Here is a 15552-nt window from a genome sequence, read left to right on the forward strand (position 1 = left end):
GGGCACAGCCGATCGGGGGCGAGCTGTTCCGTAGGGAACAGCCGGGCCGCCCCTCTCCGTGGCATGGTTGCCGTGCCTTCGATATCCTCCCCGCCTTGCCCGGCTGCAAACCAGCCGGGCACTTTTCTGTCCATCCTTGCTAGCCGCGCCAGCTCGTGCTTCCTTGCGCCCGCTTAACGGATGAGGAGAAAGTTCGCATGCGGGTGCTGGTCGTCGAAAATGACAGGGTGACAGTCCTCGGGCAGGTGGAGGCGGCGCTGAGCGAAGCCGGAGCAGAAATCGTGCTTTGCAAACCCCATGCCGGCGAGGCGCTGCCGGCGGATGAGGCGGAGTACGACGCCCTCGTCGTGATGGGCGGACCGCAATCGGCCATCGATGACGAGAAGCACCCCTATCTGCCCGATCTGGCCGCTCTGATGCGTCGATACGGGGACGCCGGCAAGTCGGTGCTCGGCGTCTGCCTCGGCAGCCAGCTGCTGGCGCGGGGTTATGGCGCGACAAACCTGATCGGTGTGGCCGCCGAGTTCGGCTGGTGTGACGTCCATCCCACGGACGAGGGGCTGGCGGATCCGCTGCTGGCGTCGGTCGGTGGCATGTTCCCGATCTTCCAATGGCATAGCGATACCTTCACGCTGCCTGCCGGCGCAGCGCATCTGGCGCATAACGCTGCCGCCGCCAACCAGGCGTTTCGCATCGGCCGCGCTGCCTATGGGACACAGTTCCATTTCGAGGTCGACCGAACCGTCGCCGCGCACTGGCGCGAGGTCTTCCCCGATCAGATGGAGCGCGTGTCGCCGGGATGGCTCGCCCGTCACGATGAACTAGCCGCAGTGCACGGGCCGGACGCCGACGCCGCCGGGCTTGCGATCGCGCGAGCCTGGGTGTCGACGATCATGGCTGGTGTGGCCGCTGCCGATGGCGAGGCCGACGGCGGGCGGCGTATCAGTTCACGCTGACCGGCCTGGAGCGCATGCGCGATACGGTCTCCCGCTCCGCCCGCTTGCAGCGCATGGGCGGGAGGCCACGATCCATCAGATCCATGTCCTCGAGCACCATTTCGCCCATCTTCTTGAACGCGGAATCGAGCGCGCCGGCCCGATGCGCCGATCGGATGAACCCCTTCAGCCGTCGGACCGGGTGATCCGCCGCAAGCGGCTCCTGCGGGTAGACGTCGCTTGCAGCCACGATCCGGCCGCTCTCGACCGCCGCGATCAGGGCGTCGAAATCGACGACATCGGCGCGGCTGAGCAGGATGAAGGCAGCCCCCTTGCGCATCCGCGCAAAGGCCTCGGCGCCGAGGAAGCCCTTGTTCTCGCTCGTTACCGCGGCGACCACGAACACGAAATCGCTCTCGGACAGGACAGTCTCGAGCGGAGCTGGTTCGACGCCGGCTTCCCTCAGGATCGACGGCGGCATCCACGGGTCGAAGACGCGGATACGGGCGCGGAAGCCTGACAGAACCCGGTTCAGCGCCCTGCCAAGGTCGCCGAACCCGATGATGCCGATATCCGAACCAGAAACGAGGCGCGCGCCGGCATTGCCTTCGCCGCCCCAGCGCTCGCGTCCCTCGCGAAAGTCGAGATCGGCATCGATGACGTCGCGGGCAAGGTTCAGCGCCAGGGCAAGGCCGAGCTCGGCGACGGGTTCGGCGAAGACCTGCCCGGTTGTCACCACGTGAATGCCGCGGGAAAACAGGACCTCGTAGGGCATGTTGTTGATGAGATTGCTCTCGACATTGAGGATGCAGCGCAGTGCCGGCATCCTTGCGAGCGTCTCCGCCGAGAGCGGCGGCTGGCCGAGGATGTAGCGCGTCTCGGACAGGATGGCCTCATCCAGGCCGGCAATGTTCTCGGGATCTGCCTCAACGATACGGTAGTTCGCCTTGAGGCGGCCGAGTGATTCGGGGGTGAAGATCAGGTCGAGCGTGCGCGGCTCGGGTGCGCTGATTACCAGTGGTTTGGTCGTGTCGGTCATCGTCTTTCCTCCCGCGCGGCGATCGCCACGCATCCTGAGCGCTTGATAACACGGATTGTCGCTTGTCAGCCTACCAGCCGATACCGCGCAGGGCGCGCTCCCGCGACGGCGGCGGGTTGCGGCTGGTAAAAGTCCGGCCGTTCTGCGTGCACGTGTAAACCGGCTGCCTGAATTCGCCCCACCGCCGCGGCTCGGTTTCGTCGTAGCTTTGCGAGCAGATCATCTCGTCCTTCCTCGCCGCTTCTTCCGGGGTCTTGACGCCGGGAAGGTCGGTGAAGGGATCGCTTCTGTCGTTGACAGTGAACGCGCCCAGCGGCTGCCCGAACGCCACCGGCGGCAGCGCCATGAGGAAAACAGCGAGGAGGCAGGTCAACGGGCGGAGTTTGAAGGGCTTGTTCATCGCTGGTCTTCCGATCGGCGCGCAATATCGCCGCTTTGGAGTACCCCGGCGGGCAAACATGCGTTATAGCGCACTCACAGTCTGTGCGGTTTCATGTGGGGTCTTCGATGGCAAATGCAATACGATATCACGAGGGCGACATCCCGGCGGCGGATGCGGCGCGCTACACGGGTGCAATCGCGATCGACACCGAGACGCTCGGTCTGATCCCGCGTCGCGACCGGCTCTGCGTCGTCCAACTCTCGCCCGGCGACGGAACGGCCGACGTCATCAAGATTGCCGCCGGCCAGACGCGCGCCCCCAATCTCGTCGCGATGCTGAGCGACCCGTCCCGCCAGAAGATCTTTCACTATGGCCGCTTCGACATCGCCGTGCTGTTTCACACCTTCGGCGTCACCTGTTCGCCCGTGTTCTGCACCAAGATCGCCTCGCGGCTGACGCGGACCTACACCGATCGGCACGGGTTGAAGGACAACCTGAAGGAACTGCTCGAAATCGACATCTCCAAGCAGCAGCAATCCTCCGATTGGGCCGCGGAAACGCTGTCGCCGGCGCAGCTCGAATATGCCGCCTCCGACGTGCTGCATCTGCATGCGCTGCGCGACAAGCTCATGGCGCGGCTCGTTCGCGACGGCCGGCTGCAGCACGCCGAGGCCTGCTTCGCCTTTCTGCCGACGCGCGCCAAGCTCGATCTGCTCGGCTGGGAGGAAACGGATATCTTCGCCCACAGCTGAGGCACCGGTGGCGGGATCTGCGGGCATCCGGGTAACATCCGATTAACCGCGCCTCTTTATCCTTGGCTGCAGAGTCTATCGATTTTGCAATCAGGACAATTGCATGCTCCCGCCGCTTCAGCAGTCAACCGGCCTTTTTGCGTCCGAACAGCTTCGCACGATGCTCGAAGACATCGAGGCACGGCGGAAGGAGGCCGAGGACAAGGCCGCGGGCAAGGAAAAGAATGACAAGATCGTCGGAACACACCCCGATCCGGTCTCGGCGGCGGCGAATGAAAAGATCAACGCCCACTTTTTTGGCGCAAGGAAGGGCGATCCGGATCCGATGGCGACCCTGATCGCACGCTTCACGTCGGCGTTGGGCCTGTCGCAAGGTCATGACGAGCCGAGCAGAACCTTTGCGCAACGGCTCGGCGACGCTGTGGCAATGCTGGAGTACCAGAAAGCCGATTCTCTTGGAGAGCCCGTCAAGATCTCGCTGAATTCGCTCGGAGTAACCGAAGAAGACGTCATCTCCGTCCTCAATGGCGGGGCAACGGCCGACACCGATCCCAGGGCGAAAATGGCCGCACGCTTTGCCAAGGAAGCCGGTTTGACCGGCGAGGAGAAGGATTTCGGCGAACAGATGTCCGCTGCGCTGATGTCAATGCGTGCGACCTTGCCTGAAAACGTCGATCGTCTCGAAGAGAAAACCGGCCTGAAGGCGCTTGGCCTGAAGGCACAGGACGTCATCGAAGCGATCGCCAATCCCTGGAGTGAGGCGGCGCGGAAGATAAAGGCGGCGCTGGCCGAGAAGGCCGAAGACGACAAGTCGATGACGCGGGAGATGCGCAAGGTGCTCCAGCGTCTTGAGGATGTGGCGGATCCGAAGACCGTCGAGGAGCTGAAGCAGCGTGATGCGAGGTCCGAACCGGGCAGGGTCGAGGACGCGGAGACCAAGGCCGAGCGCAAGCAGGACATCCAGAACCTGGAAAACGCCGACAAGCTCGAAAACGTCCGCGAACAACAGGACGCCGTGAAGGAACATCTCGAGGATGTCGTGAGTGCCGGTGACGCAACCGCTTCCACCAATGACAGCCTTCAGATCATTCAGGTTCTTGCGTCCGAACCGATGGAGCAAGCCGACATTGACGATGCGCCGGGAAGCGGCGACGCTCCGGGTGAGAACGTTGCGGCAAATCTGTCGAACGTTGCTCCGGGCGCGCAGCCCGAGGCCGCGGCGCGCGATCTCCTGCCTCTGTCCGATGCGATCGAGCAAGGCGCGGTACTCGTGCTTCCCATCGACGATATCGGGATTTACGAACTGCTGAGACGGAGGGCCGCCTGAAACAGGCGCGTCTGACGCTCTGATCGAGCCTTTTTCCTAGGGCCCGCTCTTGCGCACGATCCCGACCCGCGCGAGGACCGCTTGCGGAATCTCGTAGCGGCGGATGATGTCGCGCTGGTCGCGCAGGCCGCAGATCTCGCGCTGGATGAAGAAGGCCCAGACGGCATCCGCCGCCGAGTCCAGCAGTTCCTCGCGCAGTTTCGCCGCGCACCCGGGCCCCGCATCTGTTCTCAACCGCTCCAGCGCCTTTTCGACTTTGAGCCCATGGCGCCCAAGCGCGTCAGCACGTTCGGCCATCAATTCGTATTCGAGCACGTTGATGCCGGAGAACGTCGGTCGGGCAAGCGACTGCGGCGGGCGCACGGACATGGGGACCTCCAATCATGCTGGCCAAGCTTACCCGAAGATCGGCAAGGACAGGGCGAAGTGCAAGCCGAAAAAGACATCGAGCCTGCGCGCTGCTGATCCGCCGGCCAAGCTTCGGTTCCGCAATCCTGTACGATCCCCGCATTCGATGTCCGCCCGGGGACAAGGCGCCGCACGGGGTTGCCGACCGATCCGGCTTTACCGATTGTTAACCATGCGGTGCGTAATTTGGCTTATTGATTGTCCTGCGCGACATCCAAACAGGAATCCGGGGCCCGGTCCCATCGTGTCGCGCATCGCCAGTTCCCGTGGCTCGGTTCCCGGCCACGCGTACAGGGCCCGCACCGGGCGGGCCGGCCAGTCATCAGCTCATGGGCGCGCATGATGCTCCCCCACCTTGAACATGGATCGTTGGAGAGCGGCATCGTGCCAGTCGGATGGCGGCACGCAGAAGATGCCGGATGGAGGAAGTGATGCTGCCGCGCTTGGCGATGCAAGTCACAGTCTCGACTCCGCTGCCGGACCCGACCACCGAGGGCGGGCAACGCCCCGTGCTGTCCGCCGAGGCGCTGGCCAACCTGCGGGCGGCCTTGGTTCTTCGCCTGCTCGAGGCCATGATGCGCCAGATCGGTCAACGGGGCGACAAGGGCAACGTCGCCCATCAACTGCTCGACGTCCTGTTTGCAGCGATGAAGACGATGCCGCCCCGCGACGGCAAGGACGACGAGCCGGCCAAGCGTCTTGCCATTCTGCTTTCGCGTCTGCCGTCCGAGATGCGGCCGTCGATCGAACGGCTGCTGACGACGGCGCTGTCCGTTGCTTCAACGCGTGTGCTGATGGAGATCATCCGCAATCCCGGAGGACGGGATGCGCAGCGCTTGGCGCAGGCGCTGCTGGCCGCCACCACCGAAACGGCGACTGTCGACCGCGCGCTCGGCAAGGTCAATCCGCGCTTTGCTGGCCTGGAGGCACAGCTTGCCGCCTCGTCGCGGAATTTTGGACGGGATCAGCACTCCGGCGCGACGAACCCAGGAGCAGGCGACAGCAGGGCCTTGCAGGCGGCCTTGCGCAGGATGTTCGAGGCCGGCGCCCAAGCGCAACCAAGCCCCGGTCGTTCGCGTGGCGAGCCTGGGCAGGCGACGACGCTTGCCAGAATGGCGATGCAAGCGTCCGTCGCTGCCGGAACTGGTACGCAAGGTGCCGCCAGCGCCTTGCAGGTCTCCACGCATGGGAGCTTCGATGGCGCCCGCTTGGGCTTTGACGCGGCAAGGGCGGCGGAAGACCGCCTGACCGGTCAGTCTCTGCTGGATGCCGATGCGGGCGACCGGCAAACAGGCAAAGCCAATTCCTTGGGGCGCCCCCCCGAGCACGCCGCCAACAGCGCCGCCGTGAACGCGCCTGCCGTCGGAGCCCGAGCCTCGCAGGAAAGCGTGCAGCGACTGATCGCCGGCCTCATTGCCAACCTGACGGACGGCGAAGCGCTCGTCCTGCGCCTGCTGCTGGAGGCGCCGCTGCCCGAGGCGCCGGATGCCGTAAACCAATCACCGCTGCCCGAACCCGCCATTGACGATCCAGCCGCAGACCGGCGGGCATTCGACGCAAAGCCGGGCGCGACCGACCGGCCGGTCGGGAACGAGCCGGGACCGCCCAGACCATTGCCGACGGAAGACGCCGGCGACGACGCAGGCCCCGCTGCCGTGCCCGCCGCGCTGCGGGAGGAGGAGAGCGTCGAGGGGCCGCAACCGAGGACCGAGCAGGGCGAGAAGTTCGTCCGAACTGCCGCAAATGCAGTGCCGCAATTGGATCGGCCGCTGGAGCGGCTTCCCATCCCGCTGGCGTTGCGGGACGGAATTGGCTTTCCCGTTGTTCCCCACCAGCCCGCGCAGGACGACATCGACAGCGAAAAGGCTCCGCGGCCGGATGAGGGCAACGAGGAAGAGACATCTGATAGGGGCGGCGACAACCAATCCGGCGACGGCAAGGAAGACGCAAGCGACGAGGATCAGCAGACGCAAGAGCCGGCCGATACCGATCCCGATCTCGCGCGTCGCCGCAGCAGGATGGAGGAGTTCGTCGGTCCGCCCGACCCGGGCTTTGCCTTCTACCAGCGGCTCGGGGAGTACTGGACCTGAGCGCCGGCGGTGACCTGCCCTGTGCGGCGCTTTGAGCATGAAAAAGCCCGCGGGGATCGCTCCCCGCGGGCTTGATGTTTCAACCAACGCCGAGATTATTCTGCGTTGCCGCGGTTCTTCAGAGCCGCGCCGAGGATGTCGCCGAGCGAAGCGCCCGAGTCGGACGAACCGAACTGTGCGACGGCTTCCTTCTCTTCGGCAATTTCCAGCGCCTTGATCGAAAGCTGGATCTTGCGATCCTTCTTCGAGAAGTTCAGGACGCGCGCGTCGACGGTCTGGCCGACGGAGAAGCGCTCCGGACGCTGTTCGTCGCGGTCACGCGAAAGGTCGCCGCGGCGGATGAACGCGGTGATGTCCTCGTGGTCGACGAGCTTCACTTCGATGCCGCCGTCGTTGATGGCGATGACTTCGCAGGAGACGACAGCGTTCTTGCGCAGATCGCCGGAAGCGGCAGCTTCGCCGACCGCGTCACGGCCGAGCTGCTTGATGCCGAGCGAGATGCGCTCCTTGTCGACGTCCACATCGAGAACGACAGCCTTGACGACGTCGCCCTTGTTGTACTCCTCGATGACCTGCTCGCCCGGACGGTTCCAGTCGAGGTCGGAAAGGTGGACCATGCCGTCGACGTCGCCTTCGAGGCCAATGAACAGGCCGAATTCGGTCTTGTTCTTGACTTCGCCTTCGACTTCGGTGCCGGCCGGGTGGCTGTGCGCGAAGGCTTCCCACGGGTTCTCGAGCGTCTGCTTGAGGCCGAGCGAGATGCGGCGCTTGGTCGGGTCGACTTCCAGAACGACAACGTCGACTTCCTGGCTCGTGGACAGGATCTTGCCGGGGTGTACGTTCTTCTTGGTCCAGGACATTTCGGAGATGTGGATCAGGCCTTCGATACCCGGCTCCAGTTCGACGAACGCACCGTAGTCGGTGATGTTCGTAACCGTACCGGAGATCTTCTTGCCGGTCGGGTACTTCGTGCCGATGCCATCCCACGGATCGCTCTCGAGCTGCTTCATGCCGAGCGAGATGCGGTGGGTTTCCTGGTTGATGCGGATGATCTGAACCTTGACCTGCTGGCCGATGGACAGGATCTCCGACGGATGGTTGACGCGGCGCCAGGCCATGTCGGTGACGTGCAGCAGGCCGTCGATGCCGCCGAGGTCGACGAACGCACCGTAGTCGGTGATGTTCTTGACGACGCCGTCAACAACCTGGCCTTCTTCGAGGTTCTGGACGATTTCAGACCGCTGCTCGGCGCGCGACTCTTCGAGAACCGTGCGGCGCGAAACGACGATGTTGCCGCGGCGCTTGTCCATCTTGAGGATTTCGAAGGGCTGCGGATTGTGCATGAGCGGCGTGACGTCGCGGATCGGACGGATGTCGACCTGCGACCGCGGCAGAAAGGCGACGGCGCCGTCGAGATCGACGGTGAAGCCACCCTTGACCTGGTTGAAGATGACTCCTTCGACGCGCTCGCCAGCTTCGAACTTGACTTCGAGCTTGGCCCAGCTCTCTTCGCGGCGAGCCTTTTCGCGCGAGAGAACAGCCTCGCCGAGCGCGTTTTCGATGCGCTCGACATAGACCTCGACTTCGTCGCCGACCTTCAGCGTGCCGTCCTTGGACTTGGCGCCGAATTCCTTGAGCGCGATGCGGCCCTCGACCTTGAGGCCGACGTCAACGATTGCGACATCCTTCTCGATGGCGGTAATGATGCCCTTGGTGACGTAGCCTTCGGCCAGGTCGTGGGTGGCAAACGATTCCTGCAGGAGGGCTGCGAAATCGTCGCGCGTGGGATTAGCTTGGGACATGGAAACTCCTGGTGTGCCGGATGAAGGCACGCGCGCCGGGGGTTAGCGTTGACGACGAGCGAGGCACGTCCGCTTCCCGAAGGGGAAGCCAAACCGGCGCGGGGACGGCAATCGCTCTACTGCTTAAGGGCGGCGTCGACGATGGATTTCGCCGCCAAAAACGCCGCCTCTATACTCATTTCCGAGGTGTCAAGCAAGTGCGCGTTTTCCGCGGGGCGCAGCGGGCTGTCGGCGCGGCCCATGTCGCGTTCGTCCCGCCGGCGCACATCCTCGTACACGGCGTCGTAGTCCGCCTTGCCGCCATTGGCGATGATCTCGTCGTAGCGGCGACGGGCCCGGACCTCGGGCGAGGCCGTCACGAAGAGTTTCACGGTGGCGTCCGGGCAGACGACCGTGCCGATGTCACGCCCGTCGAGCACCGTACCGGGCTGCCGCAAGGCAAACGCCCGTTGCGCCTCGACCAGCGCGCGTCGCACGGCAGGCATAACGGCGATTTTCGAGGCGGCCTCTCCGATCTCGTGGGCGGAAAGCACAGCACGGTCCAGGCCTGACAAATCGAGATTGCGGGCAACCTCGACCGCAACCGCTTCGTCATCGAGCGGCAGGCCGCCGTCGAGCAGCGCCTTGGCTGTGGCGCGGTAGGTCAGGCCGGTATCCAGGTGATGAAAGCCGTAAAGCTCGGCGATGCGGCGTGACAATGTGCCCTTGCCGGCAGCCGCTGGACCGTCGATGGCAATCGTCGGCATTGGGAATCCTTGCTTGAAAAACCGCCTTCGCCGTCCGTGTTATCGGAAAATGCGGCGCGGCGCCAATGGCCCATGGACGGCTGCTTACGCGTTACAGTCCTCGATCTGCGCCCCGAGCCCCGTCATCAGTCCCATGAACTCCGGAAAGCTCGTGGCGATCATCGTCGCGTCGTCCACCGTCACCGGATGTTCGGACACCAGGCCCATGACGAGAAAGCTCATGGCGATGCGGTGGTCGAGATGGGTGGCCACCGCGGCACCCGAAGCGTTGCCGAGGCCCTTGCCGTCGGGCCGTCCGCGCACGACCAGCGATGCCTCGCCCTCGTCGCAGTCGACGCCGTTGAGCTTCAGCCCGACGGCGACGGCAGACAGCCGGTCGCTTTCCTTCACCCGCAGTTCCTCCAGCCCGTTCATCACCGTCGTCCCCTTGGCGAAGGCGGCGGCGACGGCGAGGATCGGATACTCGTCGATCATGGAGGGTGCGCGGTCCTCCGGCACGGTGATGCCCTTCAGTTCGGAATGGCGCACACGCAGGTCGGCCACGTCCTCGCCGCCGGCAAGGCGCGCATTCAATATTTCGATGTTCGCGCCCATCTCCTGCAGCGTCAGGATCAGCCCGGTCCGCGTCGGATTCATCAAGACGTTGAGGATGGTGACGTCCGAACCAGGGACGAGCAGGGCGGCCACGAGCGGGAAGGCGGTGGAGGACGGGTCGCCGGGCACGTCGATCACCTGGCCGGTCAATTTCCCCTGGCCTTCCAGGCGGATCGTGCGGACGCCGCTTGCATCCGTCTCGACGCTCAGGTTCGCACCAAAACCCTGCAGCATCTTCTCCGTGTGGTCGCGCGTCATGACCGGTTCGATCACCGTGGTGATCCCCGGCGTGTTGAGGCCGGCGAGCAGGACGGCCGACTTTACCTGGGCCGAGGCCATCGGCACCCGATAGGTGATCGGTGTCGCCGCCTGTGGCCCGCGGAGCGTTACCGGCAGGCGGTCGCCGTCTGCCGCCTTTACCTGCACGCCCATCTCGCGCAGCGGGTTCAGCACGCGCCCCATCGGGCGTTTGGTCAGAGAGGCGTCGCCGAGGAAGGTCGAATCGAAATCGTAGACGCCGACGAGGCCCATCATCAGGCGGCAGCCGGTGCCGGCATTGCCGAAGTCGAGCGCAGCCTCGGGCGCAAGCAGCGCGCCGTTGCCGACCCCGTTGATGATCCAGACGTCGCCCTCTTTGCGGATCTTCGCGCCCATCGCCCGCATGGCCTTGCCGGTGTTGATCACGTCCTCGCCCTCGAGCAGGCCGGTGATCCGAGTCTCGCCGCTGGCAAGCCCGCCGAACATGAAGGCGCGATGCGAGATCGACTTGTCGCCCGGGATGCGGACGGTTCCCGAAAGGGCGGTCGATGACTTGCGTGCGGTTGCGGGCTTTGGCGGGGTACCATGCGACATGGAACGGAGATCCTCTATTCAGACCGTGCGGGACGGCCGGCCGATCTGCGAACGCGATTGTCCTGGCGCCATCCCCCATCGAAGGTGTGCGGCTTGCTAGCACAAAGCACCGGAAGCGTCATCCACCTTGCCGCGGAAAAGCCGTCGCGAATTTCATGGCCGCCCGGACCCGCTAACGGCCGGCAAAGTTAGGCTTTGACAGCGGCGGGCAAGACGATTATGGGAGCCGGCTAATTCTTTTTCTCGATCACCTGCCGGTTATCCGGCTTCGCCGGAAATATTCGGCCATTCAAGAGGCTTTGACTGTGGCAAAACCGGAACTTGGAACCAAGCGCATTGACCCGGAAACCGGCCGTAAGTTCTACGACCTGAACCGCGATCCGATCGTTTCGCCCTACACGGGCAAGTCCTATCCGCTCTCCTTCTTTGAGGAAACCTCCGCGGCCGCCGTTCTGGAGAAGGATGAGGACGAAGAGGTCAATGAGGTCGATACGGAGAACCCGGACGTCGAACTGGTTTCGCTCGAGGACGCTGATGACGAGGCGGCGGGCGGCGACGATCTGCCGGACCTGGACGACGAAGACGTCGAGATCGGCGACGAGGACGATACCTTCCTCGAGCAGGACGAGGATGACGACGACGACGACATGAGCGGCATCATCGGCGTCACCGGCGACGACGAGGAAGTCTAAGATCTTGTTTTTCCGGCCGGAATCAAAAAAATCCGGCCGGAGAGAATTTTTCGGCTTGCCATCTTCGGAAACCGGAAGTATGAAGCCGCACCTGCCGGGGAAACACACCGGCTCGGTATCCCGGAACCGGCCTCGCCGGACCCTTGATGGGGCTATAGCTCAGCTGGGAGAGCGCTTGCATGGCATGCAAGAGGTCAGCGGTTCGATCCCGCTTAGCTCCACCATTCCCTTTGTGACTTCAAAAACAAAAGCGTATTCAAATGGTTAGCTGATTGGCTGCCTGATCGCTCAGAACAGGTCAGACCAGTGCTTCAGACCGATCCAACGGGATGATGCTCGACATGCTCGCAGCCATCGCCCGTAAGGACTACGAGGACCGCAGGAGGCGGCAGGCGCAAGGGATAGCGAAGGCGAAAGCAGAAGGCGTCTACAGGTGGGACCTGAGGACATCGAGCGGAATGAAACCATCATGCAGATGCTCGCCAACAAGCAGAGTTGGAATAGCATTGTGAAGGCAACCGGCTGCTCTCGTTCTGCGCTCTCGCGCTTGGCGAAAAGGGCAGGCGAAGGCGCATAACTCGCGAGTGTGTTATGCGTTCATGCTCGATGGGGCGATAGTGCTTTTTCATGGCGCGATCATGGTAAAGCACGGTGCCGGAAACCTCCCCGCTTCGCGCCCCACGAGCGGACGTTGTAGTATCCTTTGCGTCTGTACTATGGTTGATGGGTTGCAGCTACGCGGAACTACTGGATTTGGCACGTCAACCAACGGCTTGGAAGGTCATACTATTCGCCGTGGCGTTTGGTCCACCGATAGGCGTAATCTTCTTACTGGTACCTTTTTGGGTTCGAAACTGGGAGGATGTCGGGTTCATCTTGCTTATGGGGTACCTCTTGGGCTTGGTGCCATCCCTAATAGGCGGAGCTTTATTCGCCGCGTTGCGACCCTACCTCGGCTCAGGATATTGGTGTGCAGGCTTCTCCGGTGGAACCGCCACTGCAATCTGCGCGATCCTTCTCCTCGGTACGAGCACGTGGCCCTCAGCCATCATCTACTTGGCGGGTTTCGCTGGAGTATTGCCTGCGCTTGGCGCGAGGTTACTGGCCCAGCGATGGTTCTCCGCAGCGCAGGACAACCCTGATGTAGTGTAGGGGGCGGATGACCGCTTAGGGCGTCTGCGGTCAAGGCAAGATGACAGGTCGGTGCTATTCCCCAGGCATCGTGCTTGGAAGCCTGCGATGGCAACCTCACCGCTTCAACGCACGCCATCGGGGTGACGGACGGTGCAGCAATTGTGGGCCACAGTGACCGCAGCGGCTTGAATGAACCCGCCGAAGCTAAGTCCTGGAATGTTTCACATCCGACATGGGGCGGCCGCACGGTCGGGGCACTCAAAAGCACGGGAGGCGAGATGCTGGCATCGCGACACCATGTTTGCGGCACAGCTCCGAGACCGGCGGGCCCGCCTCGTGCTCCTTCAGAATGCCGATCATTGGGCGCGCCCTGCCGGGCCACCTGGCGAATCGGGCGCTGTGGAAGGCAGCGCGCGGTCAGAAGTGTTCGCCGGACTTGAAAGGGCCTACCCGGGTGCTGGCGGCGACGAGATAGGCGGTGGACCAGCCGATGAACAGGAAGCCGTTTATGCCTTCGAGTGCAGCAAGGACGCGCCACTCATGCGCCGGGACGATGTCGCCATAGCCGATGGTCGAAAACGTCACGATGGAAAAATACAACGCCGTCTCGAAGTCAGGCAGCAGGCCGATTGCCAGATAGCATGCCGCCCAGAGCCATATCTCCACGGCCAGCACGACGAACAGGCCCATGACGGTGCTGATCATCGCAACCACCCGGCTGCGATGGCCGTGCATCCGGAAGCGCGCGACCATTCGCGACATTATCTTCGTTACGGCCATCAACCCAAAGGTGTGAATGAGAACCGTTATCGTGATAATGACGCTCCCAACCGCCAGATTGTTGACCATTCCCATCACTCCGCGCTTGCCGATAGCTCAGGATAATGCCGGAAGAGACAATCTGGGAATTCTCTGAAGCGCGCCGCGGCCGCCTTCGGCTTCGCTTCCGGCGCCTCAAGTCCTTGTCTCAGCGCCTGTCGTGCGCGCAATACCGCTGCACATCTTTGCGCGAGATCCTTTAGGGCGTTGTTACGATGACGGCCGAGCAGTTTTCGTCGCCTCCTCGCCAATAGCTGTGCGGCGCGCTTGAATCAAAATACATTGCATCGCCCTCTTCGAGCGACACGTCTTCGCCGTCAACATTCACATTCAATCGCCCCTTGAGAACATAAATGAACTCGGCGCTTCCATGCCGATGCGGCTGTGACGGCTTCCCAGGCCCGGCAAACTCCGCGAGGTAGGCATCCATACGCCGGTCGGCAATTGGATAGTCCAGGCTCTCGAACGAATAGGACGGATGTTCCTCGGCTCCGGGCGGGATCGGCAAACGCAGACGATCGCCTTTTCTGGTCACAGCAATACGCGGACCTTCCTTCGTGAAAAAATGATCGAGATCAACGCCGAAGACCAGCGCGATGCGAACAAGGGTCGGAAGCGTGGGAAAGAGTTGCCCTCGCTCGATCTTCGAAAGCATGGCCGGCGACAGGCCGGTGTGCTCGCCGAGTTGCACGAGGCCCATCTTCTTCTCAGAGCGCAGGGCCTTGATGCGAGGGCCGATCCGGTAGCGTTCGAGTTCGTCGGCAAGGGTGTCGGACAGCATGCTTTTCTCTCCTTTTCACGGGGTGACAATCGCCGACCGAGTTTTGAACTGTCAATAGAAAACTAGTTCATGTCACGAAAATTTGACTGGCGTGATAATTCATTTTCGCCGTATGAAATCTCGTCGCCTGTCGATGTGCGGGCAGACCTCTAACCAAGGGAGAAAGTCGATGAGGATGAATAACCTGTTCGCCGCTGCAGTGATGGCCATGGCAGCCGGCGGCATGTCCGCACATGCGGCAGAGAAGGATATCGTCGATACGGCTGTCGGCGCCGGTCAATTCAAGACCCTGGCGGCTGCCCTCGACGCCGCGGGATTGGTCACCACTCTGAAAGGCGCCGGTCCGTTTACGGTTTTCGCACCGACCGATGAGGCCTTCGCCAAGCTTCCAGCGGGGACCGTCGAGGACCTGCTGAAACCGGAAAACAAGCAGAAACTCGTTGACGTGCTGACCTATCACGTTGTCGCCGGCAAGGTGATGGCAGCCGATGTCGGCAAGCTCAAAGAGGCCAAAACCGTCAATGGCAAAGCCATTGGCATCCAGGTGGATGGCAGCTCGGTGAAGATCAATGATGCCAATGTGACGGCAGCCGACATCGGCACGTCCAACGGAGTGATCCACGTGATCGACACGGTTCTGCTGCCGCCGCAAGGCTGACACCGTTGCGAGATGGCGCCTGCATGCAACGGGCTATAGCCAGCTTGGCAGGTTGTGCCGCTCTCGTCTGTATTGGGCCTTGTTGAGTCCGCCCGACAACAGGCGCAACAGACACGGCACCGGGGAGGGATCGCCTGACAGCGATCCCTCCCTAAACCCTACGCTATTTCCAGATGGGTTTGGTCGTCTGCGGTCAGTGTCGGATCGCATGTCTTTGTCCCGAAACCGGTTTCCACGTTCGGTCGATTTTGGTTTGAGGCTCGGCTTCATTAATGACTCTTATGGTTTTTCAGCGGCGGCCTTCGCACCCGCTATTGCCGGGATCCTCTTTCGTCCGGGAGAATGGTATCGACAGCTGAACAAACCATCATGGCGACCGCCAGACTGGCTGTTTGTCACGGACATCCCCTATATCCGAACCTGCGAGGGCTTCGCTTATCTTGCTGTCGTCATCGATCTCTTTTCCCGCCGCGTTATCGGCTGGGCACTGCAGCGTCGCCAAACCACGGACGTCGTATTGCAGGCTCTGCTCATGGCGGTG

At 62.9% G+C, this 15552-nt stretch carries 15 protein-coding genes, 1 tRNA gene and 1 pseudogene; 9 read left to right on the forward strand and 8 right to left on the reverse strand.

Features of this window, described 5'->3' with window-relative positions; all coding sequences use genetic code 11:
- Positions 1 to 197: 197 nt before the first annotated feature.
- Positions 198 to 956, forward strand: coding sequence for a type 1 glutamine amidotransferase (locus JNC62_RS17640; RefSeq protein ID WP_374840318.1), 759 nt, complete (start codon positions 198 to 200; stop codon positions 954 to 956).
- Here the strand turns inward: JNC62_RS17640 and JNC62_RS17645 are convergent.
- Entirely contained in the window at positions 943 to 1974 is a 1032-nt protein-coding gene (locus JNC62_RS17645) for a hydroxyacid dehydrogenase (protein WP_374840320.1), read from the reverse strand. The two genes, JNC62_RS17640 and JNC62_RS17645, sit on opposite strands and share 14 nt — an antisense overlap.
- Positions 1975 to 2044: 70 nt before the next feature.
- Positions 2045 to 2374, reverse strand: coding sequence for a hypothetical protein (locus tag JNC62_RS17650; RefSeq protein WP_374840322.1), 330 nt, complete (start codon positions 2372 to 2374; stop codon positions 2045 to 2047).
- 107 nt (positions 2375 to 2481) lie between these two features.
- Between JNC62_RS17650 and JNC62_RS17655 the strand changes: the two genes are divergently transcribed.
- Positions 2482 to 3108 carry a ribonuclease D gene (locus JNC62_RS17655; RefSeq protein ID WP_374840324.1) on the forward strand — a complete coding sequence of 209 codons (627 nt, stop codon included), beginning with the start codon at positions 2482 to 2484 and terminating at the stop codon, positions 3106 to 3108.
- A 103-nt stretch (positions 3109 to 3211) separates the two neighbouring features.
- Positions 3212 to 4435 (forward strand): hypothetical protein, encoded by a 1224-nt coding sequence (locus tag JNC62_RS17660; protein ID WP_374840326.1) that lies wholly within the window; start codon positions 3212 to 3214, stop codon positions 4433 to 4435.
- A gap of 36 nt (positions 4436 to 4471) precedes the next feature.
- Here JNC62_RS17660 and JNC62_RS17665 read toward each other — a convergent pair whose 3' ends face one another.
- Positions 4472 to 4804: a DUF6665 family protein gene (locus JNC62_RS17665; protein ID WP_374840328.1), complete on the reverse strand. Its 333-nt coding sequence runs from the start codon at positions 4802 to 4804 to the stop codon at positions 4472 to 4474.
- A gap of 470 nt (positions 4805 to 5274) precedes the next feature.
- On the opposite strand from JNC62_RS17665, the gene JNC62_RS17670 reads away from it, so the two are divergent.
- The gene (locus tag JNC62_RS17670) at positions 5275 to 6933 is read left to right on the forward strand and encodes a hypothetical protein (RefSeq protein ID WP_374840330.1); all 1659 of its coding nucleotides are present in this window, start codon (positions 5275 to 5277) and stop codon (positions 6931 to 6933) included.
- 95 nt (positions 6934 to 7028) lie between these two features.
- On the opposite strand, the gene rpsA is transcribed toward JNC62_RS17670, so the two are convergent.
- From rpsA to aroA, 3 genes are all read right to left on the reverse strand, one after another.
- On the reverse strand, positions 7029 to 8735 hold the full coding sequence (rpsA, locus tag JNC62_RS17675) for a 30S ribosomal protein S1 (RefSeq protein WP_374840332.1): 1707 nt from the start codon (positions 8733 to 8735) through the stop codon (positions 7029 to 7031).
- A 116-nt stretch (positions 8736 to 8851) separates the two neighbouring features.
- Positions 8852 to 9481: a (d)CMP kinase gene (cmk, locus tag JNC62_RS17680; protein WP_374840334.1), complete on the reverse strand. Its 630-nt coding sequence runs from the start codon at positions 9479 to 9481 to the stop codon at positions 8852 to 8854.
- Between the two features lie 84 nt (positions 9482 to 9565).
- Positions 9566 to 10927, reverse strand: coding sequence for a 3-phosphoshikimate 1-carboxyvinyltransferase (aroA, locus tag JNC62_RS17685; RefSeq protein WP_374840336.1), 1362 nt, complete (start codon positions 10925 to 10927; stop codon positions 9566 to 9568).
- Positions 10928 to 11232: 305 nt separating this feature from the next.
- Here aroA and JNC62_RS17690 point away from each other — a divergent pair, with 305 nt between their 5' ends.
- The 3 genes and pseudogenes from JNC62_RS17690 to JNC62_RS17700 all read left to right on the forward strand — a co-directional run.
- Positions 11233 to 11619 (forward strand): TIGR02300 family protein, encoded by a 387-nt coding sequence (locus tag JNC62_RS17690; RefSeq protein ID WP_374840338.1) that lies wholly within the window; start codon positions 11233 to 11235, stop codon positions 11617 to 11619.
- A 148-nt stretch (positions 11620 to 11767) separates the two neighbouring features.
- Positions 11768 to 11843, forward strand: a tRNA-Ala gene (locus tag JNC62_RS17695).
- Positions 11844 to 11942: 99 nt separating this feature from the next.
- A pseudogene (locus JNC62_RS17700) lies at positions 11943 to 12196 on the forward strand (recombinase family protein); the annotation flags it as partial.
- Positions 12197 to 13170: 974 nt separating this feature from the next.
- On the opposite strand, the gene JNC62_RS17705 reads toward JNC62_RS17700, so the two are convergent.
- Together JNC62_RS17705 and JNC62_RS17710 are read right to left on the reverse strand one after the other, a co-directional pair.
- Positions 13171 to 13602 (reverse strand): potassium channel family protein, encoded by a 432-nt coding sequence (locus tag JNC62_RS17705; RefSeq protein ID WP_374840340.1) that lies wholly within the window; start codon positions 13600 to 13602, stop codon positions 13171 to 13173.
- A 169-nt stretch (positions 13603 to 13771) separates the two neighbouring features.
- Positions 13772 to 14353, reverse strand: coding sequence for a helix-turn-helix domain-containing protein (locus JNC62_RS17710; RefSeq protein ID WP_374840342.1), 582 nt, complete (start codon positions 14351 to 14353; stop codon positions 13772 to 13774).
- Between the two features lie 169 nt (positions 14354 to 14522).
- Between JNC62_RS17710 and JNC62_RS17715 the strand changes: the two genes are divergently transcribed.
- Together JNC62_RS17715 and JNC62_RS17720 are read left to right on the forward strand one after the other, a co-directional pair.
- A complete protein-coding gene (locus tag JNC62_RS17715) occupies positions 14523 to 15011 on the forward strand; it encodes a fasciclin domain-containing protein (RefSeq protein ID WP_374840353.1) in 489 nt (162 codons plus the stop codon).
- A 208-nt stretch (positions 15012 to 15219) separates the two neighbouring features.
- Positions 15220 to 15552, forward strand: a 333-nt coding sequence (locus JNC62_RS17720; RefSeq protein ID WP_374840344.1) for a DDE-type integrase/transposase/recombinase, incomplete at its 3' end; no start/stop codon positions are given.

This window comes from Mycoplana ramosa, assembly GCF_041930185.1.
Lineage (GTDB): Bacteria > Pseudomonadota > Alphaproteobacteria > Rhizobiales > Rhizobiaceae > Mycoplana > Mycoplana ramosa.